Below are 22,260 nucleotides of genomic sequence, written 5' to 3'. Positions count from 1 at the left end.
GGGGTTGATCGCCGGACGCGAGGTCCACACGGAACCTGATGTGGACGCGTCCGGGGAAGGGTGTCGGCCGGTGGCGGGACCCCGGCCGACACCGCCGACCACCCGCACCGCCGCTCGTCGAGCCTAGGTGGACGGTGTCGGCACGGACCAGAGCCGATCGTCGGAGGGCGCCGTCCGGGCAGTATTTGATCATGTCGTTCCGGTTGATTGACCCCTGTCAGCAGCGCCGTTAGGTTTCTGGACCATCGTCCGGGCGCCGCCGACCAGCGGACGGCCCCGGGCTGCCGATAATGGAGGTTCAATGTCGACCCCGAAAAGATGGCACGTCGTGGCTGCCGCCACGGCGCTGCTGGTCACGGGCACACCCGCCGTCGTGGCCAGCGCCGGCCCGTCGGCTGAGGTCAACCGCAACGACCGATCGCGCGACGTGTGGGCGGGCACCTGGGCCGCCGCGGTCACCCGGGGCAACTCGGTCGGGCTGACCAACACCGGGCTGAACAACCAGAGTGTCCGGATGGTCGTGCACACCACCGTCGGTGGTGACCGGCTGCGCATCCGGCTCAGCAACATCTTCGGTGAGCAGGCAGTCAAGCTCGGCCGGGCCACCGTCGCCAAGCCGAACACCAGCACCCCGGACGACCTGTCCGACATCGACACCACCACGCTGCGCGAGCTGACCTTCGGCGGTTCGGCCACCGCGACCATGAACCGTGGCGGCGAACTGCTCAGCGACCCGGTCGATCTGCCCGTCGGCGAGCAGCAGGACCTGGTGGTGACCCTGCACTTCCCGACCTCGACCGGGCCGGTCACCTTCCACGGCCAGTCGCGGCAGACCACGTACATCGGGGCCACCGACCTGACCGGCGCGGCCGGCGGCGCGGGTTTCACCATCCGCCCGGACTGCTGCTGGTTCTTCCTCTCCGGCGTGGACGTTGAGCGGCGCAAGAGCCCGGGCGCGGTGGTGGTCCTCGGCGACTCGATCGGCGACGGCAACAAGGCCACGGTCAACGCCAACAAGCGCTGGCCGGACTTCCTCGCCGACCGGCTGATCGACACCCGCTCCGAGGTCCGCACGCCGGGCGTGCTCAACGCCAGTCTTGCCGGCAACCGGCTCAACCACGAGGGCACCGAGCCCGGCGCGGGTGGCTTCCCCGGCTACCACGAGCTGGGCCCGAACGCGGTGGCCCGACTCAACGAGGACGTCTTCGCCCAGACCGGCGTGCGGACCGTCGTCACCCACCTGGGCATCAACGACATCTGGATGTCGGGTGACTCCGCCGAGAGCATCATCGCCAGCCTGCGGCAGATCAACCAGCAGGTGAAGCAGCGCGGGCTGACCAGCCTGGTCGCGACGCTGACCCCGTACGAGGGGCACGGCGCCGAGGGCGTCTGGACGCCGGAGAAGGAGGCGACCCGGCAGGCGGTCAACGCGTACCTGCGCGGTAGCACCGAGTTCGACGGGGTGCTCGACTTCGACAAGGTGCTCCGCGACCCGGCACAGCCGAGCCGGCTGCTGCCCGCGTACGACTCGGGGGACCACATCCACCCGAACGACCTGGGCAACAAGGCCATGGCCGACGCCGTCAACCTGCGGCTGCTCGACCTGTAACAGCGCGTCGGAAGCGGCGGGGCGATCCCCCGCCGCTTCCTGCCGTCATTCCTGGGGAGGAAGCACCACACGTGGACGTCCACACAATCCTGACCGGCCTCTACAGCGAACAGGGCCGCCAGGACCCGTACCCGTACTACGCCGCCCTGCACGAGTTGGGGCCGGTGGCCGCCGTGCCGGACCGGGGCGAACACCGCACGGTGACCGCCGTCGCGGTCGGCTACGACGCCGTCGCCCGCATCCTGCGCGACCCGGAGTTCGTCAAGCAGCCGCCACCGAACTGGCGGGACCACGAGGTGCTGCGGACGCTCCAGACCTCGATGATGTTCGTCAACCCGCCGGACCACACCCGGATGCGGCAGGTCTTCGCGAAGGCGTTCACCCCGCGTCGCCTCGGCGCGCTGGAACCGGTGGTGGTGCGGGTCGTCGACACGCTTCTGGACCGGATGGCCGAGGCCGGCGCGGGCGGCACGGTGGTGGACTTCGTCGGCGACTTCGCCCATCCGGTGCCCGCCCTGGTGATGGCGGAGTTCATCGGCATTCCGGCGCGGGACCTGTCCTGGTACCGGGACCGGGTGGAGTCGATCGACGCGTTCCTCGACGTGGCCGGGAAGACCCCGGAACGGCTGGCCGCCGCGAACACCGCCGCCGCCGAGCTGCGCGAGTTCTACCGTGACCTGATCGCCCACCGGCGGGCCACCCCGGCCGACGACCTGATCAGCGGACTGGTCGAGGCGGTCGACGCCGGCGACGTCGGGCTCACCGAGGACGAGCTGATCAGCAACCTGGTCGTCCTGTTCAACGCCAGCTTCGTGACCACGGTCTACCTGCTCAGCAACGGGCTGCCGATCCTGCTGGACCATCCCGACACGGTCGCCGCGCTGCCCGGTGACGACACCCTGGCGGCCGGCTGCGTCGACGAGATCCTGCGGATGCAGAACCCGGTGCACTTCCTGGCCCGCGCCGCGCCGCGCGCCCTCGACCTGGACGGCGTCCCGGTCGCCCGGGACGAGAACGTCCTGTTGCTGCTCGCCGGGGCGAACCGGGACCCGGCGCGGTTCCCCGACCCGGACCGCTTCGACCCGCGCCGGGCCGGACCGGCGTCGCTCGCCTTCGGCCTCGGCCTGCACTTCTGTCTCGGTGCCGCCGTGTCCCGGCTGGAGGGGCGGCTCGCGCTGCCCCGGCTGCTCGCCCGGTTCCCCCGGATGGCCGTCACCGAGGAGCCGACCTACAGCGGCAGCCTCTTCCTGCGCGGCATCGACAAGCTGCTCGTCACCACCGGCGGTTAGGAGACCGACATGCCACTGGACCCGCAGGTCCTGGCGTACCGCGCCCGCCGGGCGGCGGCCGGTACGCCCCAGCTCTACACCCAGACCCTCGCCGAGGCCCGCGCCGCCGACCTGGCCGCGATCCGGGCCGGTGGCGGCGACGCCGAGCCGGTGCACGAGGTACGCGACCGGACCGTCCCCGGCCCGGGCGGGGACCTGCCGATCCGGATCTACCGCCCGGCCGGCGACGGGCCGCTGCCCACCCTGGTCTACTTCTTCGGCGGCGGCTGGACCCTCGGCAGCATCGACACCGCCGACGGCATCTGCCGTCGACTGGCCAACGCCGTGCCCTGCCAGGTGATCACCGTCGGCTACCGGCTCGCCCCGGAGAACAGGTTCCCGGCGGCGGTGCTGGACTGCCACGCCGCCACCGCCTGGATCGCCGCGCACGCCGACGAACTGCGCGTCGATCCGGCCCGGCTGGCCGTCGGCGGGGACAGCGCCGGCGGGAACCTCGCCGCGGCGGTCACCCTGCTCGCCCGCCGCGACGGCGTGCCGGCGCTCGCCGGGCAGCTGCTGGTCTACCCGAACACCCTGCACCGGGGCGAGACCGACTCGATGCGCGAGTCGGAGGACCCGTACCTGTTCAACCGGACCTCGGTCGACTGGTACTGGGGGCACTACCTGGCCGACCCGGCGGACGGGCGGAACCCGCTCGCCTCGCCGTTGCTCGCCGAGGACCTCGGCGGCCTGCCCCCGGCACTGGTGATCACCGCCGAGTACGACCCGCTGCGCGACGAGGGGGAGCGGTACGCCGAACGGCTCCGCGAGGCGGGCGTGCCGACCGAGCTGGCCCGCTACAGCGGCATGATCCACGGGTTCTTCGCGATGTCCGGTGTCCTCGACGGGGGCCGGCACGCCCTCGACCGGGCGGCCGGCTGGCTGCGGGCCCGCCTGCACGCCCCGGCGGCCGGAGCGGAGTCGGTCGGCCCGGACCGGGGACCGGTGGGCGCGAGGCGGGCCGATGGCTGAGCCCGTCGTGACCCCCGCCGACGCGCCGGTCGGACCCGGGACCACCACCGGGGCGCCGCCGGTGTGCCTGGCCGACTTCGCGGCGGCGGCCCGTGCGGTGCTGCCCGCCGACGTGTGGGACTTCGTCTCGGGTGGCAGCGGCGCGGAGACCACCCTCGCCGCCAACCGGGCGGCCCTGGACCGGGTCGCCGTGCTGCCCCGGGTGCTGCGTGGCTCCGGTGCCCCCCGACTGGACGCCGTGCTCGCCGGTCGGCCGGCGGCGCTGCCGGTGGCGGTGGCGCCGATGGCGTACCAGAAGCTGGTGCACCCGGACGGGGAGCTGGCCCTGGCCGCGGCGGCCCGGGGGGCCGGCGTGCCCTACGTGGCCAGCACCCTGGGCAGCTGCCCGATCGAGGAGGTCGCCGCGACCGGCGCGGACGTCTGGTTCCAGCTGTACTGGCTGCGGGACCGGGCTCTGGTCGTCGACCTGCTGGCCCGGGCCGAGGAGGCCGGCTGCTCGGCGCTGATGGTGACCGTCGACGTGCCGGTGCTCGGCCGCCGGCTGCGGGACCTGCGTAACGCGTTCCGCCTGCCGGCCGAGGTGGTGGCCGCGAACCTGCCCGGCGGTCGGAACGACCTCGCCCACCAGGGCACGCCCGGGGTGTCGGCGGTGGCGGCGCACACCGACGCGGTGTTCGCTCCCGCCCTGACCTGGTCGGACCTGGAGTGGCTGCGGTTGGAGACCCGGCTGCCGTTGCTGGTGAAGGGCATCCTCGACCCCCGTGACGCCGCCCTCGCCACCTCGGTCGGCGCGGACGCGGTGGTGGTCTCCAACCACGGTGGCCGGCAGTTCGACGGGGCGCCGGCCGCCGTCACCATGCTGCCCGAGGTCCTCGCGGCCGTCGACGGGCGCGGTGAGGTGCTGCTGGACAGCGGGGTGCGCGGCGGGACCGACGTGCTGCGCGCCCTGGCGCTCGGCGCGAGCGGCGTGCTGGTCGGCCGGCCGATGCTCTGGGCGCTGGCGGTGGGCGGACGCTCCGGCGCGGAACGTGCCCTGTCGTTGCTGGCCGAGGAGTTGCGCGACGCGCTGGTCCTGGCCGGCTGCGCCGATCCGGCCGAGGCCCGTGAGCTGCGCGCGCTGACCGGGGGGCACCGATGAACGCGCCGGTGGAGATCGACGTCGCCGCGCTGCATCCGGCGGTGGACGATCCCGCGCTGAACTCGATGAACTTCCTCAACGAGGTGGCCCAGCGGTATCCGGACGCGGTCAGCCTGGCCGCCGGCCGGCCGTACGAGGAGTTCTTCGACGCCGACGACCTGCCCCGCCACCTGGACCGGTTCCGCCGGTACCTGACCGACGAGCTCGGCCAGGACGAGGCGGGTGTCCGGCGCACCCTGTTCCAGTACGGTCGCACCAAGGGCGTCCTGCACGAGCTGATCGCCCGCAACCTGGCCGTGGACGAGGGCGTCACCGTCGACCCGGAGGCGGTGGTGGTGACCGTCGGTTGTCAGGAGGCGATGTTCCTGGTGCTGCGCGCGTTGCGCGCCGACGCCCGGGACGTCCTGCTCGCGGTCTCGCCCACCTACGTCGGGCTCACCGGGGCGGCCCGGCTGCTGGACTTTCCGGTCCGGCCGGTCCGGGGCGGGCCGGACGGCATCGACCTGGCCGACCTGCGGAGCCGCTTGGACGAGGCCCGCGCCGCCGGGGAACGTCCCCGGGCCTGCTACGTGATGCCGGACTTCGCCAACCCGTCCGGGGCGCGCATCAGCCTCGCCGACCGTCGCCGGCTGCTCGACCTGGCCGAGGCGGAGGACCTGCTGCTGATCGAGGACAACCCGTACGGCCTCTTCCCGGCCGACGGCACGGCCCGGCTGCCCACCCTGAAGGCGCTCGACGAGCGGGGCCGGGTGGTCTACCTCGGCTCGTTCGCCAAGACCGTGCTGCCCGGCGCGCGGGTCGGTTACGTCCTGGCCGACCAGCGGGTCCGGGGCGCGGACGGGAGCGTCGGGCTGCTCGCCGACCAGCTCGCCAAGATCAAGAGCATGGTCACCGTGAACACCTCGCCGATCGCCCAGGCCGTGGTCGGCGGCCGGCTGCTGGCGCACGGGTGCAGCCTGGCCCGGGCCAACGAGCGGGAACGGGCGGTCTACGCCGGCAACCTGCGGCACCTCGTCGCCGGACTGGCCCGGCGGTTCCCGCCGCCGTCCCCGGTGCGGTGGAACGTCCCGGCCGGCGGCTTCTTCGCGGTGGTGACCGTTCCGTTCCCGGTCGACGACGCGCTGCTGGCCCGGTCGGCGCAGGAGTACGGCGTGCTCTGGACGCCGATGGCCCACTTCTACGACGACACCGTCCCGGTCGGGGCCCTGCGGCTGTCGGTCAGCGCGGTCACCGCCGAGCAGATCGACCTCGGACTGGACCGGCTGGCGGCGCTGCTCGCCGACGTCCTCGACCGGCGCGCGGTCACCTGACGCGTGCGCCGCGACACGCTCCGCCTCGCCGCGACACGCTCCGCTGTGGACGGCGATAATGGAACGATGGTCGCCTGGGAGTACGCACTACTGGTCCGCCGCTACCAAGGGCAGGGGCGCAGTTTCGAGGTCACGTTCACCTGGTACGGCCCGGACGGTTCACGCCGGGACGTCACCCCCTACGGCGACACCGCCATCGCCCACCTCAACCGGGTCGGCCGGGAGGGGTGGGAACTGGTCTCCGCGGCCGAGGACGTCAACAACGTCCAGGGCAGCACCGAGGTGCACCGCTACCACCTCAAGCGGCCGATGACGATCTGACCCGGTCGGGGTGACGCCGTGCTCCGGCGTCACCCCGACCGGCCGGTCGTCAGCCCAGGTCGACGGTGGGGTAGAGCGGGAAACCGGCGACCAGGTCGCTGGCCTGCTTGGCGATCCGCTCGGAGACCGTCGGGTCGAGGACGTACTTCGCCTTCGACGGCGTGCCGTCGGCGTTCGCCCCCGGGCGGGTCTGGCTGAGCACGGTGTGGATCAGCTCGGCGGTCTCGTCCATCTGGTCGGTGCCGAGGCCCCGCGTGGTCAGCGCCGGGGTGCCGATCCGGATGCCGGACGTGTACCACGCCCCGTTCGGGTCCTGCGGGACGGCGTTGCGGTTGGTCACGATGCCGGAGTCCAGCAGGGCCTGCTCGGCCTGCCGGCCGGTCAGCCCGTAGCCGGTCACGTCGATGAGCACCAGGTGGTTGTCGGTGCCCCCGGTGACCAGGGTGGCCCCGCGTCGCAGCAACCCCTCGGCGAGGGCGTGGGCGTTGGCGACGATGCGCTGCGCGTAGTCGGCGAAGTCGGGGCGGCGGGCCTCGGCCAGGGCGACCGCCTTGGCGGCCATCACGTGCGGCAGCGGGCCACCGAGCACCATCGGGCAGCCCCGGTCCACCTGGTCGGCCAGCTCCGGGCCGCAGAGCACCATGCCGCCACGCGGTCCGCGCAGCGACTTGTGGGTGGTGGTGGTGACGATGTGCGCGTGCGGCACCGGGTCGAAGTCGCCGGTGAAGACCTTGCCGGCGACCAGCCCGGCGAAGTGCGCCATGTCCACCATGAAGGTGGCGCCCACCTCGTCGGCGATCTCCCGCAGGATCCGGAAGTTGACCTTCCGGGGGTACGCGGAGTAACCGCCGACCAGGATCAGCGGCTTGAACTCCCGGGCCGCCTCGGCGACCTTGTCGTAGTCGACCAGCCCGGTGGTCGGGTCGGTGCCGTAGCTGCGCTGGTCGAACATCTTGCCGGAGATGTTCGGTCGGAACCCGTGGGTGAGGTGACCGCCGGCGTCCAGCGACATGCCGAGCATCCGCTGGTTGCCCAGCTCGCGGCGGAGCGCGAACCAGTCGGCCTCGGTCAGGTCGTTGACGTGCCGGGCCTGCGCCCGCTTCAGCGCCGGGGCCTCGACCCGGTCGGCCAGGACCGCCCAGAAGGCGACCAGGTTGGCGTCGATGCCGGAGTGCGGCTGCACGTACGCGTGCGCGGCCCCGAACAGCTCCCGGGCGTGCTCGGCGGCGAGCGCCTCGACGGTGTCGACGTTCTGGCAGCCGGCGTAGAACCGGCGGCCCACGGTGCCCTCGGCGTACTTGTCGCTGAACCAGTTGCCCATCGCCAGGAGGGTGGCCGGGGAGGCGTAGTTCTCGCTGGCGATGAGCTTCAGCGACTCCCGCTGGTCGGCCAGCTCGGCTCCGATGGCGTCGGCGACCCGGGGCTCGACGGCGCGGATCGCCTCAAGGGCGCTGCGGAAAGCGGTGGACTCGGCGTTCGGCGACGACGGCATGCGACCTCCAGTACGGTGCGGAAGGCCCAGGCGCTCGGCGTGCGTCCTCATGACGGGGCCGCTTCCCGATGGTGCTCCATCCCCACGCGCCAGTCACGGCCCACCGGCGATCCTACCGGGTCGGGTGGCCGGCCTCCGGTGAGCCTCCGCCGGGGCTGGAGCGGGGCGCGAGCGCGCAGCCGCCGTGGCCGTGCGCGGGGGCGCTGGCCCGGCGGAGGTGTCCGTAAGATCGTCGTCATGGTGGGGGAGGGCGGCGGCAGCCTGGTCGCGATCAGTGATCTGCACGTCGGATACGCGGACAACCGCCGGATCGTCGACGAGCTGCGGCCGGAGTCGCCGGAGGACTGGCTCCTGGTCGCCGGGGACGTCGGCGAGACGGTGTCGCACATCGAACGGACGCTCGGCCAGCTGCGCGAGCGGTTCGCCAAGGTGGTCTGGGTGCCCGGGAACCACGAGCTCTGGACCCCGGCCACCGATCCGGTGACGTTGCGGGGCGAGGAGCGCTACCGGCACGTGGTCGACCTGTGCCGCCGGCTCGACGTGGTCACCCCGGAGGACCCGTACGAGATCTGGCGCGGCCCGGACGGGCCGGTGCGGATCGTGCCGCTGTTCCTCGGGTACGACTACACCTTCCTCCCCGACGGCATGGACCGGGAGGAGGCGCTGGCCGAGGCGCACCGTACCGGGATCGTCTGCACCGACGAGTACCTGCTCCACCCCGACCCGCATCCGAGCCGGCAGGCGTGGTGCGCGGCGCGGCTGGCGCAGACCCGGGCCCGCCTCGACGCGCTCGACGAGATGCCGACCGTGCTGGTCAACCACTATCCGCTGGTGCGGGAGCCGACCCGGATCCTGCGGTACCCGATCTTCGCCCAGTGGTGCGGCACGACCGCCACCGCCGACTGGCACCTGCGTTACCGGGCCGCCGTGGTCGTCTACGGTCACCTGCACATTCCGCGCACCAGCGTGCACGACGGGGTGCGGTTCGAGGAGGTCTCGGTGGGCTACCCGCGCGAGTGGAAGCGCCGGCCGAACCCACCACGGCTGCGCCGGATCCTGCCGACGCCGCCCGGTGAGCTGCCGGAGTGGCCGGCGATCCAGCCGCTCCGGTAGCCGGGCCGGGGGTCGGGCTCAGGCCGTCACCGCGTCGAGCGCCTTCTTCAGCGCCTTCGGCGCGGTCGGGGTGCGCGGCGCGTCCGGGCGCAGCGCGAGCATCCGCTCACCGATCTCCTGCAACTGCTTGCGGCCGAGCGCCTCGCGCACCTTGGGGAACCACTCCTGCTCCTCCTCCTCGACGTGGTGCGTCACGTTCTCGATCAGCACCGTGGTCTTGGCGACGAAGCGTTCGTCGTCGGCGTCCATGGTGGCCAGCTCGGCGCAGAGCACGTCGGCGACGTGGTGTTCCTCGTACGACTCGAGGATGTCGTCCTCGATGTCGGGGAGGAGCCGACGGACCTCCGGGTACATCACCTCGTTCTCGAGGTAGGTGTGCACGGTCAGCGCCTCCAGGATCTGGTTGACCAGCTCCTGCCGCCGCTTCGGCGGCCCGTCCTGGGCGTCCTGGAACTCCCGGAACAGTCGGCGCATCTCCTTGTGGTCCTCTTTGAGCAGCACGATCGCGTCGGTGGACACCGTTGACCTCCTCGGATTGGCTGGTGATCGCCCTGCTACCCCCGGTCGGGCCGGGCAAACAGACCTCACCCGGACGGGTGAGGGGCCCGGCACGCGCCGGACCCCTCACCGTGCTGCCGTGCCGTCGTTACCGGACGACCGCGTGGGCGTCGACCATGCCCGCGCCGTAGAACCCGTTGCGGGCCCCGCCGGAGCAGGTTGCGTCGTAGGCGTCACCCAGCAGCGGCACCGGGTTGTACACCCCGGCCGGGCAGGACACCGGCTCGGCGGTGCGCTCCAGGAACGCCGCGAGCTGACCCGGGTTCATCCCCGGGCGGGCCGAGGCGGCCAGGGCGGCCACACCGGTCGCGTGCGGGGCGGACATCGAGGTGCCCTGCTTGTAACCCCAGCCGTTGGTCCGGGTCACCACGTTGAACGTGGTGGACAGGATCGCGTCGGTGCTGGTGGACCGGGCCCCCTCGGTGCGGAACCGGCTGTCGCCGCCGGGCGCGGTCACGTCGACCACACCCTGCCCGTACGAGGAGTAGTAGCTCTTCGCCCCGGTCGGGCCGACCGCCGAGACGGTCACCACGCCCGGCGCCTCGCCCGGCAGGACGAGGCAGGCGCTGTTGACCTCACGCACCTCGGGCGTGCCGTTGTTCGGGCTGCCCGTGTCGACGTTCTTGTGCGCCAGGTCGTAGTTGGAGTTGCCGGCGGACGCCACGTGCAGCACGCCCTTGCCCTGCGAGTACCGGAGGGCCCGCTGCACGGCCTGCCACACCGGACGCTGGCGGGCGTCGTTGCGGCAGTTCAGCTGCCACGGGTCGATGTAGTAGCTGTTGTTGGTCAGCTGCATGCCGTGCTCGGCGGCCCAGAGGAACCCGCAGACCGCCGCCTCGGGGAAGATGTAGCCGTCGTCGTTGACGACCTTGACGGCCGCCACCTTGACGCCCGGGGCGACGCCGGTGACGCCCACCCCGTTGATCGCGGCGGCGATGGTCCCGGCCACGTGCGTGCCGTGGTCGGAGGTGGTCGGGTTCCAGGACGCCTCGGTGGTGTCCGGGACGCCGCCGATGCAGCTTGCGCTCTTGTCCTTGGCGATCTGGCTGGCCAGGTCCGGGTGGCTGCTGGAGATGCCGCTGTCCAGCACCCCGACCACCACGTTCGGGCTGCCGGTGGTGACCGCGTGCGCCTGCGGCACGTTGATCATCGGCATGTCCCACTGCTGGCCGAAGAGCGGCTCGCCGGTCGGGTCGGCGCTGGTCGAGGTGAGACCGGTCAGCTCCACCGTCTCGCCCTCGTCCAGCGCGGTGCCCAGTCCGGCGGTGGAGGCGACCGAGTCGACCCCGGCGCCGGCGACCTGCCGGGCGAAGTCGGGGTTGGTCGAGCGGACCACCAGCACGCCGATCTGGTCGTACGTGGCGACCACGGTGCCCTGCGCGGCCTTCGCGCGGGCCACCGCCCGGTCCGTCGACGCGCCCTGCGGTGCGAGCACCAGGAACGTCGTCTCGGGACCGGCCGCGGCCGCCGCCGGAGCCAGCCCACCGGTGACGGCGAGGCCGACACCGAGCGCCACGGTCGAGGCCGCGGCAAGTGTCTTGCGACGGATGAACTTCACACACACTCCCAGGGGGCTGTTCCCGCCGGTCGCGGATCCGTTTCCGGACGCGTCCGGCGGGGGCGGGCGGGGTGCCCGCCCTCGGTTGACCAGCGTAGGGAGCGGATGTGGCGTTACACACATCCGTTCGGTCAGGCGCGACCTGTCAGACGGTGGCCAGCACCTGGGGTATCTCGTCGAGCAGTTCCCGGGCCAGGAAGCCGATCCGACCGTAGCGGGGAACCAGCCGCTGTCCGCTGACCGCGTGGGCGAACGCCGCCCAGCAGGCGGCCTGCTCGGGGCCGGCGCCCCGGGAGAGCAGCCCGGCCAGCAGCCCCGCCCGGACGTCGCCGCTGCCGGAGGTGCCCAGACCGGCGTCGCCGCTCTCCTCCCGCCACCGCCGGCCGTCCGGGCTGGCCACGTGCCCGTACAGCGACACCACCGCCCGGTAGCGTCCGGCCAGCTCGGCAGCCTCGGCGTCGAGGTCGTCGCCGGGGTCGCGCCCCAGCAGGTGACGGGCCTCGGTGAGGTTCGGGGTGAGCACCGCGGTCCGGCCCGTCCCGGTGAGCAGGTCCGGTTCGTGGCTGAGCGCGCCCAGGGCGTACGCATCGAGCACGAGGGCCGTCCGGGGTCCCGCCGCGTCGAGCACCCGGTGCAGCACGGCCCGGGTCTCGTCGATGTCCTGCAGGCCGGGCCCGACGGCGACCACGTCGGCCTCGGCGACCAGCTCGTCCAGCCGCTCGGCGCGGCCTCCGGCGACCGCGCCGTCGCCGGTCTCCGGCAACCCCACCACCAGCGCCTCCGGCACCTGGATGCTCAGTGCCGTCGCGGTGGACTCGGCGGCGGCCAGTTGCAGCACCCCGGCTCCGGCCCGCAGGGCCGCGACCCCGGCCAGCAGGACCGCCCCGGGGGTCACCCGGGAGCCACCGACCACCAGGACCGTGCCCCGGGCCTCCTTGCCGCCGGTCGGCACGGGCAGTGCCCAGTTCCGCAGCAGCGCCGGTGTGATCACCTTCGGCTCAGACGGGTTCGGCATCGACGCCCTCCTCCCGGGTCGGTTCGGTGCCCTGCTCCCGCAGGTGCGTGACGTCGTTGAAGACGGTCAGCCCGAGGCGTCCGTCCGGGCCGCGCCGCCATCCGGTGACCGAGCAGTTGCCCAGCCGGTGCCGCCGGGTCAGCTCGACCAGCTCCGGCTCGGCGATCGGTTCCAGCAGGTAGCGGAGCAGGAAGACCAGCGCCTCGTGGCCGAAGAGGGCCACCCGTCGGTCGGCGTGGTCGCGGCGCAGGTCGCCGAGGAGGGCGCGTAGCCGTAGCGCCACGTCGGCCCAGGACTCGCCGCCGGGCGGACGGTAGTAGAACTTGCCCAGCCGGGCCCGGCGCTCCGCCTCCTCGGGGAACCGGCTGGCCACCCCGTGCGAGGTGAGCAGGTCGAGCACGCCCAGCTCCCGGTCGCGCAGCCGCTCGTCCCGGTGCACCGGCACGTCGAGTCCGGCCAGGGCCAGCTCGGCGGTCTGCGCGGCCCGCCGGTACGGCGAGACCACCACGAGGTCGGGGCGCTCGCCGTCGGGTCGGGCGGCCAGCCAGCGTCCGGTGGCCTCGGCCTGTTCCCGCCCGGTGGCCGACAGCGGCACGTCCGCGTCCCGTTCGGCGACGTCGACCAGGTCGGCTCCGGACGCCTCGGCCCGGCTCGCCGCGACGTTCCCGGTGCTCTCCCCGTGCCTGATGATCCACAGCCGTTCCAGCTCCGCCATGCGCCCATCCGTACCCGGCGGCCCGGTTCCGGTAACCGGGCGGTGTCCGTGGCCGGCGCAGGGCGGTTCAGGGCGGGCGGGCCGCACGCGTGAACGGCGGACCGGCGGGTAAGCGCGGGCCGACCGACAGCGGCGAACCAGGGGAGGTGCCACGTGGCGACCATGGTCAAAGAACCGATGAGCCCGGTCAAGGACAAGAACTACGACCTGATCCACGCGCTCCAGATCTCGCTCGAACACATCTGGCGGATGGAGAACTACATCGCCGACGCCGAGGAGCGGGGCGACAAGGAACTCGCCTCCTGGTTCCGCAAGATCCAGGAGAACAACCGCAAGGCGGGCGAACAGGGCAAACAGATGCTCATGCAGCGGTTGCAGCAGGAAAAGGGGTAACGCCGGGCCGGCGCGGGTCGGGCGATCCCCGGCCCGCGCCGCCGCGCGCGTCGGGCGGGCTCCGGATACGTGCCGTGGTCGCGCCGGCGGTCAGCCGCCGACGGTGAGGTGAACGGTGACCACCTCGCCCGGCGCGATCCCCTCCGCGCGGCGCACCGCGTCCCGCAGCGGCACGAGGTAGCGGCCGTCCTTCGGGAACAGCGAGGTCGTCCACCGGGTGGCGCCGACCCGCGCGGCCACCGGGATCATGCCCCAGCCGTAGGTCACCGCCGCCGAGGCGGCCTTCAGCGCGGCGCTCTCCGGCGCCGGCACTCCGACGAAGTGGTACGGCGCCGGGCCCCGCCAGTACCGCACCTCGCCGCTGAACTCCAGCTCCATCCGGCCAGGATAGGGACCGGGTGCGACACGGCTCAGGCCCACGGGCTGTGGGTGCCGTCGAACTCCTCGAAGACCAGCCAGGTGCGGGTGGACTTCACCCCCGGGATGCTCTGCACCTGCCCCAGCACCACGTCCCGCAGCGCCGCGTTGTCCGGGGCGCGGACCAGCGCCAGCACGTCGTGGTCACCCCCGAGCAGCGCCGCGTGCACGATGTGACGCACCCGGGCCAGCTGCGCCGACACCTCCCGCCAGGTGTTCTGCTCGATCGTCAACGCGACGTACGCGGAGGTGCCCAGCCCGGCCTGCTCCGGGGCGACCTGGGCGGCGAATCCGGTGATCACCCCGTCCCGCAGCAACCGCTCGACCCGGGCGTAGGCGTTGGTGCGCGACACGTGCACCCGCTCGGCGAGCGTCCGGATCGACATCCGGCCGTCGCCGACCAGTTCAGCGACGATCTGCCGGTCCACCTCGTCGAGCGGGTGGGCCGTTCGTCCCGCCCCGGCGGGCAACTCGACGTCCGGTTGGTCATTCTGGCTCAATGCTCCACCTCCTGACGGCCAAACGTCCCGGCTTTTGCGTTGATCTTGAGTCAACCATCCGCACCGTCGAGCATAGGGCCACCACACGTCCAGGAGGTTCCGCCGTGACGACCACATCTCGGGCGGTCCGCCGGGCACCGTCGCCCTCCCGTCGCGCGGCCACCCCGCCCGACCCGGCGCGCGAGCTGCTGCCCAGCGCGGAGCCGGTCCGCATGCTCGACCCCAGCGGCACGCCGCTGCCGAGCACCCTCACCGAACCCGACCTCGACCAGTTGCGCGAGATGCACCGGCGCATGGTCGTCGGCCGCCGCTTCGACGCCCAGTCCACCGCCCTGACCAAGCAGGGCAAGCTCGCCGTCTACCCCTCCTCGCGGGGGCAGGAGGCCTGCCAGGTCGGCGCGGTGCTCGCCCTGCGCGAGGACGACTGGGTCTTCCCGACCTACCGCGAGTCGACGGCGCTGGTCTCCCGGGGTATCGACCCGGTCGAGGTGCTCACCCTGCTGCGGGGCGACTGGCACTGCGGCTACGACCCGGCCGCCCGGCGCACCGCGCCGCAGTGCACCCCGCTGGCCACCCAGTGCGTGCACGCCGCCGGTCTCGCCTACGGCGAGGCGTACCAGGGGCGGGACACCGTCGCGCTGGCCTTCATCGGCGACGGCGCGACCAGCGAGGGCGACTTCCACGAGGGGGTCAACTTCGCCGCCGTCTTCAAGGCCCCGGTGGTCTTCTTCGTCCAGAACAACAAGTACGCGATCAGCGTCCCGCTGTCCCGGCAGACCGCCGCGCCGTCCCTGGCCTACAAGGGCGTCGGGTACGGCGTCCCCGCCGAGCAGGTCGACGGCAACGACCCGGTCGCCGTGCTCGCCGTGCTGACCCGCGCGGTCGCGCACGCCCGCGCCGGCAAGGGCCCCTACCTCGTCGAGGCGCACACCTACCGGATGGAGCCGCACACCAACGCCGACGACGCCACCCGCTACCGCGACGGCGCCGAGGTCGAGGTGTGGCGCGACCGGGACCCGATCGTGCGCCTGGAGGCGTACCTGCGCGCCCGGGGGGTCCTCGACGACGAGGCGGTCGCGGCGGTCACCGCCGAGGCCGAGGCGTACGCCGCCGACCTCCGCGAGCGCATGCACGACAAGCCGGCCGTCGACCCGCTCAGCCTCTTCGACCACGTCTACGCCGAGCCCACACCCCAGTTGCGGGAGCAGCGCGAGCAGGTCCGGGCCGAGCTGGCCGCCGACGCCGACCGGGAGGGGGAGAACTGATGGCCGCCACCACGATGGCGAAGGCGCTCAACGCCGCGCTCGCCGACGCGATGGCCGACGACGACCGGGTGCTCGTCTTCGGCGAGGACGTCGGCCAGCTCGGCGGCGTCTTCCGGATCACCGACGGGCTGCTGGCCCGCTTCGGCGACAAGCGCTGCTTCGACACCCCGCTGGCCGAGGCCGGCATCGTCGGCTTCGCCGTCGGCCTGGCCATGTCCGGGCTGCGACCGGTGGTGGAGATGCAGTTCGACGCGTTCGCGTACCCGGCGTTCGAGCAGATCGCCTCGCACGTGGCGAAGATCCGCAACCGCACCCGGGGCGCGCTCAGCGTCCCCATGGTCATCCGGGTGCCGTACGCGGGCGGTATCGGCGGGGTGGAGCACCACTGTGACTCCAGCGAGGCGTACTACGCGCACACCCCCGGGCTGAAGGTGGTCACCCCGGCCACCGTGGACGACGCGTACGCGCTGCTGCGCGCGGCGATCGACGACCCCGACCCGGTGGTGTTCCTGGAGCCGAAGAAGCTCTACTTCTCCAGCGCCGAGGCGGCGCTGCCGGCGACCGCCCCGCCGATCGGCCGGGCCGTCGTCCGGCGGGCGGGCCGCGACGCCACCCTGATCGCGTACGGGCCGGCGCTGCCGGTCGCCCTGGAGGCCGCCGAGGCCGCCCGCGACGAGGGCTGGGACCTCGAGGTGGTCGACTGCCGCAGCATCGTCCCGTTCGACGACGAGACGGTCACCGCATCGGTACGCCGCACCGGCCGGTGCGTGGTGATCCAGGAGGCGCAGGGCTTCGCCGGGGTCGGCGCGGAGATCGCCGCCCGGGTGCAGGAACGCTGCTTCCACGCCCTGCACGCCCCGGTGCTGCGGGTCACCGGCCTGGACATCCCCTACCCGGCCCCGATGCTGGAGCACACCCACCTGCCGTCGGTGGACCGCATCCTCGACACCGTCGCCCGGTTGCAGTGGGACGACCAGCCCGACAGCCGCTGGCTGCCCCGCCTGGAAGGCAGCGCGGCGTGACCACCGTGGACGGCACCCGGGTGTTCCTCCTGCCCGACCTGGGGGAGGGACTCACCGAGGCGGAGATCGTGCAGTGGCGGGTCGCCGTCGGCGACGAGGTGACCGTGGACCAGACCGTGGTCGAGGTGGAGACCGCCAAGGCGGTCGTGGATGTGCCCTGCCCGTACGCCGGTCGGGTGGTCGCCCTGCACGGCGCGGCGGGGGAGGTCCGTCCGGTCGGCCAGCCGCTGGTCACCGTGGCGCCGCTGGACGCGGGCCCGGCCGAACCGGCCGGCCACGCCACCTACCGGGAGGAGGAACGCGCCGGGTCGGGCAACGTGCTGATCGGGTACGGCACCGGGCACGGCCCCGGTCGGCGGCGTCGCCGCCCCCGACCGACGGTGGCCCCGGAGCCGTCGACCACCCGACCGACCGTGGCCCCGGCACCGGCCGCCGCCCCGGCGGTCGCGAACGGCGCCGGTGGCAGTGACCTGGGCGGGACCGGCACGGGCACCGGCTCTCCGGTCATCTCGCCGATCGTCCGGCGGTTGGCCCGGGACCACGGCATCGACGCCACCACCCTGCGCGGCACCGGTCCCGGAGGCGTGGTCCGGCGGGCCGACGTGGAGGCCGCGCTCGCTGCGGCGGCCACCCCGCAGACGGCTGCGGCGACGGGGTCCCACCCGTCCCCGGCTCCCACCGCCGAGGACCTGGTCATCCCGCTGACCGGGGTCCGCAAGGTCATCGCCGACAAGCTCTCCCGCAGCCGGCGGGAGATCCCCGAGGTCACCATCTGGGTCGACGTCGATGCCACCGGGCTGCTGGAGACCCGGACGGCGATCAACGCCGCCAACCCGGACCGGCCGGTCAGCATCCTGGCCCTGATGGCCCGGATCTGCCTGTCCGGGCTGCGTCGGTTCCCGCAGCTCAACGCCCGCGTGGACGGCGAGGCACAACGCATCGTCCAGTCGGCCGGGGTGCACCTGGGGATCGCCGCGCAGACCGACCGGGGGCTCGTCGTCCCGGTGCTGCGGGACGCCCAGCGGCTCACCACCGCCGAACTCGCCGCCGCGCTGACCGAGACCACCGCCGCGGCCCGCGCCGGTACCCTTCCGCCGGCCCGGCTCACCGGAGGCACCTTCACCCTGAACAACTACGGGGTGTTCGGCGTCGACGGCTCCACCCCGATCATCAACCACCCGGAGGCGGCGCTGCTCGGGATCGGCCGGATCGTGGACAAGCCCTGGGTGGTCGACGGGCAGCTCGCGGTCCGCAAGGTCACCCAGCTCAGCCTGACCTTCGACCACCGGGTCTGCGACGGGGGCGTTGCCGGCGGCTTCCTGCGGCACGTCGCCGACTGCGTCGAACGGCCCGCCGTGCTGATCGCCAACGTCTGACCGCGTCCCCCCGCTCACCCCGTCCGCCCGGTCGGCCCGGTTCACCTCCCGGGTCGGCCGGGCGGATGCCGTCCCACCCGGCCGTGGCCGTCCGGGTCGGTCAGGGACGTTCCCGCCCGGCCGCCGGGGCCGGTGCCGCCCGAACCGCCCGTCGACGACCGTCACGGCAGGGACGGGACACCGCCACGCAGCGGGCTCCCGCCGGACCGACCGGGCCGTTCCCCCACATCCGGTCAATTCTCGCCAATGATGGCAGGTAATTGCGCGGACGATTCTGCGGAAATTGCGCCGACCGTCGAGCGGCAGTGGTGACAATGTGCCGGAGGGAAAACGGGAACGGGGGGAGAACCATGGAGTGGAGGCGGCGGATCAGACTGTCCGCGGTGACCATGACGGCGACCGCTCTGGCGCTCGGCGGGTGCACGGCGGAGCGGACGCCGGAGAAGAAGGAGGCGGCGGCCCGGGTGCCGTTGGACCTGACCGTGACGCCCGCCGACCGGACCCGGGACGTGCCGATCAGCGCCGAGGTCGGCATCGCGGTCCGTGGCGGCAAGGTCAAGGAGGTCCGGATCCGGGACGACAAGGGGACGCAGGTCCGCGCCGAGCCCCGCGAGGACGGTACGGCCTGGGTGCCGGCCGCGCCCCTGGCGCACCGCCGGACGTACACCGCCGAGGTGACCGCGGGCAACGACGCGGGCGAGACCGCCACGCGCAGCACGACCTTCACCACCGCCGCGAAATCGAACGCTTCGGCAATTACCAGCACGCTCTACTTCGCCGGGAACCGGACGTACGGAACCGCGATGCCGGTAACCGTGGCGTTCGACCCGCCGATTCCGAAAGACGCCAGGGACGAGGTTCAGCGTCGGTTGTTCGTCCGGACCGACCCGCCGCAGCCGGGCGCCTGGTCGTGGCTGGAGGACGGCAGCCAGGTCTACTACCGGGCACCGGACTTCTGGCGACCGGGCACCAGCATCAGCGTCCGTTCGGCGCTGGAGGGACTGCCGATCGGTCGGAACCGCGTCGGGGACGCCGACCGGCGGGCCACCTCGCAGATCGGCCGCCAGGTGGCGCTGGAGATCGACAACGCCACCAAGCAGATGTCGGTGTTCCAGGACGGTCGGCTCCTGCGCCGGATCCCGGTGAGTCTCGGCAAGCCGAGCACGCCCAGTTCCAGCGGCCGGATGGTGATCATGGAGAAGCACGAGCGGACCACCTTCGACACCCGGGGTGAACCGAACGGCGGCTACGTGGTCGACGTGGACGACGCCCAGCGCTACACCTGGGGCGGTGAGTTCATCCACTCCGCCCCGTGGTCGGAGGGAGACCAGGGCAACACCAACGTCTCGCACGGCTGCGCCAACGTCTCCGCCAGCGCCGCCGACTGGTTGATGGGCATCACCCAGGTCGGGGACCTGATCACGGTGAAGGGCACCGAGGTGCCGTTGCAGCCGGGCAACGGCTGGACCGCCTGGAACGTCGGTTGGGAGGAGTTCGTGAAGGGCAGCGCGCTGCCGGTGCCGGGAAACCTGCGGCCCGCGCCGACCGGTAGTCCCGCGGCGCCGGCCGCCGGGGCGACGCCCGGTCCCGCCTCCACCGGCAGCGGCGGCTGACCCGTCCGGCACCGGGCGGTCGGCCGGTGCCGGACCTCCGCCGGGCCCGGCGTACGGTGTCGGGCCCGGCCGGGCGTCGCGGCAGGTCCGACCGGGTGGCGGACCTGCGACGACGCCCCCGGTGCGGCATCATGATCCCATCGGGTGGCACCCGGGGGGAGTCAGTCATGCGTGTCCGTGCCGTCGGCGCCGTCGACCTCATCTGGGACGAGCAACCGCCCTACGACGACCGCGCGGGCGGCCGGCTGGCCCGGGTCGTCGTGACCAAGGAGTTCCAGGGGGATCTCCAGGCCTCCAGCGTCGCCCACCTACTCAAGGCCGAGTCGGCCCGGCCGGGCTCGGGCGGCTACGTCGGCCTCGAACGGGTGGTGGGCACGCTGCACGGCCGGCCGGGCAGCTTCGTCCTCCAGCACTGCGGAGTGATGGAGCGGGGCGCGGGCTCGCTGACCATCCAGGTGGTCCCGGACACCGGCACCGGGGAACTGGCCGGGCTGACCGGCACCATGGAGATCCTGCTGGTCGACGGCGAGCGCGGGTTCACCTTCGACTACACCGTCGAGAGCTGACCCGGGCTCGCCTCTGGCGGCGCCGTCGAGAGCTGACGTCGCGGCGGCGCTGGCGGCGGCGGGTGGAGCGGGTCCTCCTCCGGGAGGGTGAGGGGTTTTCCCGGACCCGACCCGGGGCGTACCCGGGGATCGGTCCGCGGCAGGAGGAAAGTGTCGGTGCTACCGCCTAGATTCGAGGTCATGAGGCAGCGCAGCGACCGGCTCGAGGTCGAGGTCAGCGTCGGTGACCGGGTGGTCGACGTGCGGGTGTCCGGCGAGATCGACATCGCGACGGTGGCCCAGTTCCGGTCGGTGCTCTGGGCCCAGCCGCCCCGGCCCCTGCTGCGACTCGACCTCTCCGCCGTGCCGGTCTTCTCGGCCGCCGCGATCCGCACCCTGGTCGCCGCGCACCTGGGCGTCCGGGCCCGGGGCGGGGAGCTGGTGCTGGTCGACCCGCACCCGATGATCCTGCGGGTGCTCCACGGCACCGGCCTGCACCGGGTCATCCCGGTGGAGGACGCGCCGCGGCTCACGCTGCCGGCCGGGCGGCCCCCGGCGGAGACCCCGCGCGCGTCCCGGGAGGACCAACGCGCCGACGTGCCGGTGCCGACCCCGCCGGGCGACGCGGCGCCCTTCGCCGCCGCTCCGGTGCGGCGGTCGTGGGCGGTCACCGACGCGTCCCGTTCCCGGGTGCCGGCCGACCGGCGTCCGGCGCCGCAGGGCCGGACCCGCCCGGGGCTGCCCTACCGGCCTCTCGCGGCGGTCTGACCGGCGACCCGCCGGTCGGGGCCGCCGGCGCACCGACGACCCCGACACTCGCGGGTCAGCGGACGCCGAGCAGGTCGACCACGAAGACCAGCGTCTCGCCCGGCTTTATGACGCCCCCGGCGCCCCGGTTGCCGTAGCCCAGGTGCGGCGGGATGGTGAGCCGGCGTCGGCCGCCGACCCGCATCCCCACCACGCCCTGGTCCCAGCCGGCGATGACCTGGCCGGCGCCGAGCCCGAACTGGAAGGTCTCGCCCCGGTTCCAGGAGGCGTCGAACTCCCGTCCGGTGGAGTGGGACACCCCGACGTAGTGCACGGTGACCAGCTGCCCCCGCTCCGCCTCGGGGCCATCGCCGACCGTGATGTCCTCGACGACCAGATCGGCGGGCGGGGCGCCCTCGATCGGACCCACCTCGGGCTTGTTCATCCTGGTTCTCCTGCCTCGCGGGATCACTGTCCCGGTCGATCCTGCCGGATCGTCAGCTGCCGATGCCCGGCAGGACGTCCACGCGCTCGGCTCCCCGGACGGCCGGGCCTTCCGCCGGGGCGGACACGACGCGGCGGACGCCACCGGGTGGTGACGTCCGCCGTGGTGCCGGTGCGTGGTCAGCGCAGCCAGGGGAACCGCTGGACGAGGGGGAGCTTCGCCCAGGCCCGGCCGAGGCCGAGGGTGTCCCCGGCGGCGACCAGCGCGAGACCGGCCAGCAGGGCCGCGTTGATCAGGTGCTCGTCCATGACGGGGTTGTTCTCGGGAGGCAGGACCACCGTCCACATCATCACGTAGAGCAGGCCACCGGCGACGGCCGCGATCCGCATGCCGATGCCGAGCAGCAGGGCCAGGCCGATGCCGAGCAGGCCCGCCATGAACAGCCAGTCGGCCCAGACCGCGCCGGCGATGTCGTGGTAGAGGCCCTGGAACGGTCCCTCGGCGCCGAAGGCCAGGAAGCCCTTGGTCGGGCTGCCCCCGTCGATCCAGGCGTTCTGGGCCTCGGTGGCGAAGCCGAGGCCGAAGGTCTTGTCGAGGAAGGCCCAGAGGAAGGTCCACCCCAGCGCGATCCGGATGCCGGCGAAGACGTACCGGGCGGCCCGGGTCCGGGTGGTCCCGACGGTCGGGGTTCCGTTGCGGTGGGTGCCGGTCGGTGCCGCCGGAGTGGTGGTGCGGGTGGTGGCCCGCTCGATCGTGGCGGTCATGGTGTCCACGTCCTTCCTCGTGCCTCGCACCGCTTCCCGGTGAC

Annotated in this window: 23 protein-coding genes and 1 riboswitch; of the genes, 14 read left to right on the top strand and 9 right to left on the bottom strand. The window is 73.4% G+C overall.

The window, feature by feature from the left end; translation table 11 throughout:
- Positions 1-328: 328 nt before the first annotated feature.
- The 6 genes from QSK20_RS09330 to QSK20_RS09305 all read left to right on the top strand — a co-directional run bounded on the left by QSK20_RS09330 (position 329) and on the right by QSK20_RS09305 (position 6,678).
- The gene (locus tag QSK20_RS09330) at positions 329-1,609 is read left to right on the top strand and encodes an SGNH/GDSL hydrolase family protein (RefSeq protein WP_285788180.1); all 1,281 of its coding nucleotides are present in this window, start codon (positions 329-331) and stop codon (positions 1,607-1,609) included.
- Between the two features lie 71 nt (positions 1,610-1,680).
- Entirely contained in the window at positions 1,681-2,898 is a 1,218-nt protein-coding gene (locus QSK20_RS09325) for a cytochrome P450 (RefSeq protein ID WP_285788179.1), read from the top strand.
- A gap of 9 nt (positions 2,899-2,907) precedes the next feature.
- Positions 2,908-3,909: a LipP1 family hormone-sensitive lipase gene (lipP1, locus tag QSK20_RS09320; RefSeq protein ID WP_285788178.1), complete on the top strand. Its 1,002-nt coding sequence runs from the start codon at positions 2,908-2,910 to the stop codon at positions 3,907-3,909.
- Positions 3,902-5,047: an alpha-hydroxy acid oxidase gene (locus tag QSK20_RS09315; RefSeq protein ID WP_285788177.1), complete on the top strand. Its 1,146-nt coding sequence runs from the start codon at positions 3,902-3,904 to the stop codon at positions 5,045-5,047. The genes lipP1 and QSK20_RS09315 overlap by 8 nt, the downstream gene beginning before the upstream one ends.
- Positions 5,044-6,357, top strand: coding sequence for an aminotransferase-like domain-containing protein (locus QSK20_RS09310; protein ID WP_285788176.1), 1,314 nt, complete (start codon positions 5,044-5,046; stop codon positions 6,355-6,357). Before QSK20_RS09315 ends, QSK20_RS09310 begins: the two co-directional genes overlap by 4 nt.
- Before the next feature lie 66 nt (positions 6,358-6,423).
- Positions 6,424-6,678 carry a hypothetical protein gene (locus QSK20_RS09305; RefSeq protein ID WP_285788175.1) on the top strand — a complete coding sequence of 85 codons (255 nt, stop codon included), beginning with the start codon at positions 6,424-6,426 and terminating at the stop codon, positions 6,676-6,678.
- A 49-nt stretch (positions 6,679-6,727) separates the two neighbouring features.
- Here the strand turns inward: QSK20_RS09305 and QSK20_RS09300 are convergent, their stop codons facing one another.
- Positions 6,728-8,170, bottom strand: coding sequence for a glycine hydroxymethyltransferase (locus QSK20_RS09300; protein ID WP_285788174.1), 1,443 nt, complete (start codon positions 8,168-8,170; stop codon positions 6,728-6,730).
- A gap of 17 nt (positions 8,171-8,187) precedes the next feature.
- Positions 8,188-8,277: riboswitch (ZMP/ZTP riboswitch) on the bottom strand.
- Positions 8,278-8,407: 130 nt separating this feature from the next.
- Between QSK20_RS09300 and QSK20_RS09295 the strand changes: the two genes are divergently transcribed.
- A complete protein-coding gene (locus QSK20_RS09295; RefSeq protein WP_285788173.1) occupies positions 8,408-9,283 on the top strand; it encodes a metallophosphoesterase family protein in 876 nt (291 codons plus the stop codon).
- Positions 9,284-9,301: 18 nt separating this feature from the next.
- Here the strand turns inward: QSK20_RS09295 and QSK20_RS09290 are convergent, their stop codons facing one another.
- The 4 genes from QSK20_RS09290 to QSK20_RS09275 all read right to left on the bottom strand — a co-directional run bounded on the left by QSK20_RS09290 (position 9,302) and on the right by QSK20_RS09275 (position 13,129).
- Positions 9,302-9,802 carry a hemerythrin domain-containing protein gene (locus QSK20_RS09290; RefSeq protein ID WP_285788172.1) on the bottom strand — a complete coding sequence of 167 codons (501 nt, stop codon included), beginning with the start codon at positions 9,800-9,802 and terminating at the stop codon, positions 9,302-9,304.
- A gap of 127 nt (positions 9,803-9,929) precedes the next feature.
- The gene (locus tag QSK20_RS09285) at positions 9,930-11,399 is read right to left on the bottom strand and encodes a S8 family peptidase (protein ID WP_285788171.1); all 1,470 of its coding nucleotides are present in this window, start codon (positions 11,397-11,399) and stop codon (positions 9,930-9,932) included.
- A 145-nt stretch (positions 11,400-11,544) separates the two neighbouring features.
- Positions 11,545-12,414: an NAD(P)H-hydrate dehydratase gene (locus QSK20_RS09280; RefSeq protein ID WP_285788170.1), complete on the bottom strand. Its 870-nt coding sequence runs from the start codon at positions 12,412-12,414 to the stop codon at positions 11,545-11,547.
- Positions 12,398-13,129 carry a histidine phosphatase family protein gene (locus QSK20_RS09275; RefSeq protein WP_285788169.1) on the bottom strand — a complete coding sequence of 244 codons (732 nt, stop codon included), beginning with the start codon at positions 13,127-13,129 and terminating at the stop codon, positions 12,398-12,400. The genes QSK20_RS09280 and QSK20_RS09275 overlap by 17 nt, the downstream gene beginning before the upstream one ends.
- A 162-nt stretch (positions 13,130-13,291) precedes the next feature.
- Between QSK20_RS09275 and QSK20_RS09270 the strand changes: the two genes are divergently transcribed.
- Complete coding sequence (locus QSK20_RS09270; RefSeq protein WP_285788168.1) at positions 13,292-13,522, top strand: hypothetical protein; 231 nt, start codon at positions 13,292-13,294, stop codon at positions 13,520-13,522.
- A gap of 90 nt (positions 13,523-13,612) precedes the next feature.
- Here QSK20_RS09270 and QSK20_RS09265 read toward each other — a convergent pair whose 3' ends face one another.
- Complete coding sequence (locus tag QSK20_RS09265; RefSeq protein WP_285788167.1) at positions 13,613-13,900, bottom strand: DUF1905 domain-containing protein; 288 nt, start codon at positions 13,898-13,900, stop codon at positions 13,613-13,615.
- Positions 13,901-13,932: 32 nt separating this feature from the next.
- Positions 13,933-14,367, bottom strand: coding sequence for an Lrp/AsnC family transcriptional regulator (locus QSK20_RS09260; protein WP_285788404.1), 435 nt, complete (start codon positions 14,365-14,367; stop codon positions 13,933-13,935).
- 176 nt (positions 14,368-14,543) lie between these two features.
- Here QSK20_RS09260 and pdhA point away from each other — a divergent pair, with 176 nt between their 5' ends.
- The 6 genes from pdhA to QSK20_RS09230 all read left to right on the top strand — a co-directional run bounded on the left by pdhA (position 14,544) and on the right by QSK20_RS09230 (position 21,028).
- Entirely contained in the window at positions 14,544-15,704 is a 1,161-nt protein-coding gene (gene pdhA / locus QSK20_RS09255) for a pyruvate dehydrogenase (acetyl-transferring) E1 component subunit alpha (RefSeq protein WP_285788166.1), read from the top strand.
- Positions 15,704-16,726, top strand: coding sequence for an alpha-ketoacid dehydrogenase subunit beta (locus tag QSK20_RS09250; protein ID WP_145832599.1), 1,023 nt, complete (start codon positions 15,704-15,706; stop codon positions 16,724-16,726). The genes pdhA and QSK20_RS09250 overlap by 1 nt, the downstream gene beginning before the upstream one ends.
- Positions 16,723-18,102, top strand: coding sequence for a dihydrolipoamide acetyltransferase family protein (locus QSK20_RS09245; RefSeq protein WP_285788165.1), 1,380 nt, complete (start codon positions 16,723-16,725; stop codon positions 18,100-18,102). Before QSK20_RS09250 ends, QSK20_RS09245 begins: the two co-directional genes overlap by 4 nt.
- Positions 18,103-18,452: 350 nt before the next feature.
- The gene (locus QSK20_RS09240) at positions 18,453-19,715 is read left to right on the top strand and encodes a L,D-transpeptidase (RefSeq protein WP_285788164.1); all 1,263 of its coding nucleotides are present in this window, start codon (positions 18,453-18,455) and stop codon (positions 19,713-19,715) included.
- A gap of 167 nt (positions 19,716-19,882) precedes the next feature.
- On the top strand, positions 19,883-20,281 hold the full coding sequence (locus QSK20_RS09235; protein WP_285788163.1) for a DUF3224 domain-containing protein: 399 nt from the start codon (positions 19,883-19,885) through the stop codon (positions 20,279-20,281).
- 180 nt (positions 20,282-20,461) lie between these two features.
- Positions 20,462-21,028, top strand: a complete 567-nt coding sequence (locus tag QSK20_RS09230; RefSeq protein ID WP_285788162.1) for an STAS domain-containing protein — start codon at positions 20,462-20,464, stop codon at positions 21,026-21,028.
- Positions 21,029-21,083: 55 nt separating this feature from the next.
- Here the strand turns inward: QSK20_RS09230 and QSK20_RS09225 are convergent, their stop codons facing one another.
- Together QSK20_RS09225 and QSK20_RS09220 are read right to left on the bottom strand one after the other, a co-directional pair.
- Positions 21,084-21,452 (bottom strand): FKBP-type peptidyl-prolyl cis-trans isomerase, encoded by a 369-nt coding sequence (locus tag QSK20_RS09225; RefSeq protein WP_285788161.1) that lies wholly within the window; start codon positions 21,450-21,452, stop codon positions 21,084-21,086.
- Positions 21,453-21,631: 179 nt separating this feature from the next.
- Positions 21,632-22,225: a hypothetical protein gene (locus tag QSK20_RS09220; protein ID WP_502888876.1), complete on the bottom strand. Its 594-nt coding sequence runs from the start codon at positions 22,223-22,225 to the stop codon at positions 21,632-21,634.
- Positions 22,226-22,260 lie beyond the last annotated feature (35 nt).

The organism is Micromonospora sp. NBRC 101691, assembly GCF_030269285.1.
Classification (GTDB): Bacteria; Actinomycetota; Actinomycetes; order Mycobacteriales; family Micromonosporaceae; genus Micromonospora; species Micromonospora echinospora.
The sequence above is the reverse complement of the archived record's forward strand: the minus strand, read 5'-3'. Positions and strand labels throughout refer to the sequence as shown.

Coding starts and splice junctions, on each gene's coding strand:
- QSK20_RS09275 (WP_285788169.1), bottom strand. CDS start 13,129: ATGGCGGAGCTGGAACGGCTGTGGATCATCAGGCACGGGGAGAGCACC.
- QSK20_RS09295 (WP_285788173.1), top strand. CDS start 8,408: ATGGTGGGGGAGGGCGGCGGCAGCCTGGTCGCGATCAGTGATCTGCAC.
- QSK20_RS09280 (WP_285788170.1), bottom strand. CDS start 12,414: ATGCCGAACCCGTCTGAGCCGAAGGTGATCACACCGGCGCTGCTGCGG.
- QSK20_RS09225 (WP_285788161.1), bottom strand. CDS start 21,452: ATGAACAAGCCCGAGGTGGGTCCGATCGAGGGCGCCCCGCCCGCCGAT.
- QSK20_RS09265 (WP_285788167.1), bottom strand. CDS start 13,900: ATGGAGCTGGAGTTCAGCGGCGAGGTGCGGTACTGGCGGGGCCCGGCG.
- QSK20_RS09235 (WP_285788163.1), top strand. CDS start 19,883: ATGCGTGTCCGTGCCGTCGGCGCCGTCGACCTCATCTGGGACGAGCAA.
- lipP1 (WP_285788178.1), top strand. CDS start 2,908: ATGCCACTGGACCCGCAGGTCCTGGCGTACCGCGCCCGCCGGGCGGCG.
- QSK20_RS09230 (WP_285788162.1), top strand. CDS start 20,462: ATGAGGCAGCGCAGCGACCGGCTCGAGGTCGAGGTCAGCGTCGGTGAC.
- QSK20_RS09305 (WP_285788175.1), top strand. CDS start 6,424: ATGGTCGCCTGGGAGTACGCACTACTGGTCCGCCGCTACCAAGGGCAG.
- QSK20_RS09240 (WP_285788164.1), top strand. CDS start 18,453: ATGGAGTGGAGGCGGCGGATCAGACTGTCCGCGGTGACCATGACGGCG.
- QSK20_RS09315 (WP_285788177.1), top strand. CDS start 3,902: ATGGCTGAGCCCGTCGTGACCCCCGCCGACGCGCCGGTCGGACCCGGG.
- QSK20_RS09300 (WP_285788174.1), bottom strand. CDS start 8,170: ATGCCGTCGTCGCCGAACGCCGAGTCCACCGCTTTCCGCAGCGCCCTT.
- QSK20_RS09310 (WP_285788176.1), top strand. CDS start 5,044: ATGAACGCGCCGGTGGAGATCGACGTCGCCGCGCTGCATCCGGCGGTG.
- QSK20_RS09270 (WP_285788168.1), top strand. CDS start 13,292: ATGGTCAAAGAACCGATGAGCCCGGTCAAGGACAAGAACTACGACCTG.
- QSK20_RS09250 (WP_145832599.1), top strand. CDS start 15,704: ATGGCCGCCACCACGATGGCGAAGGCGCTCAACGCCGCGCTCGCCGAC.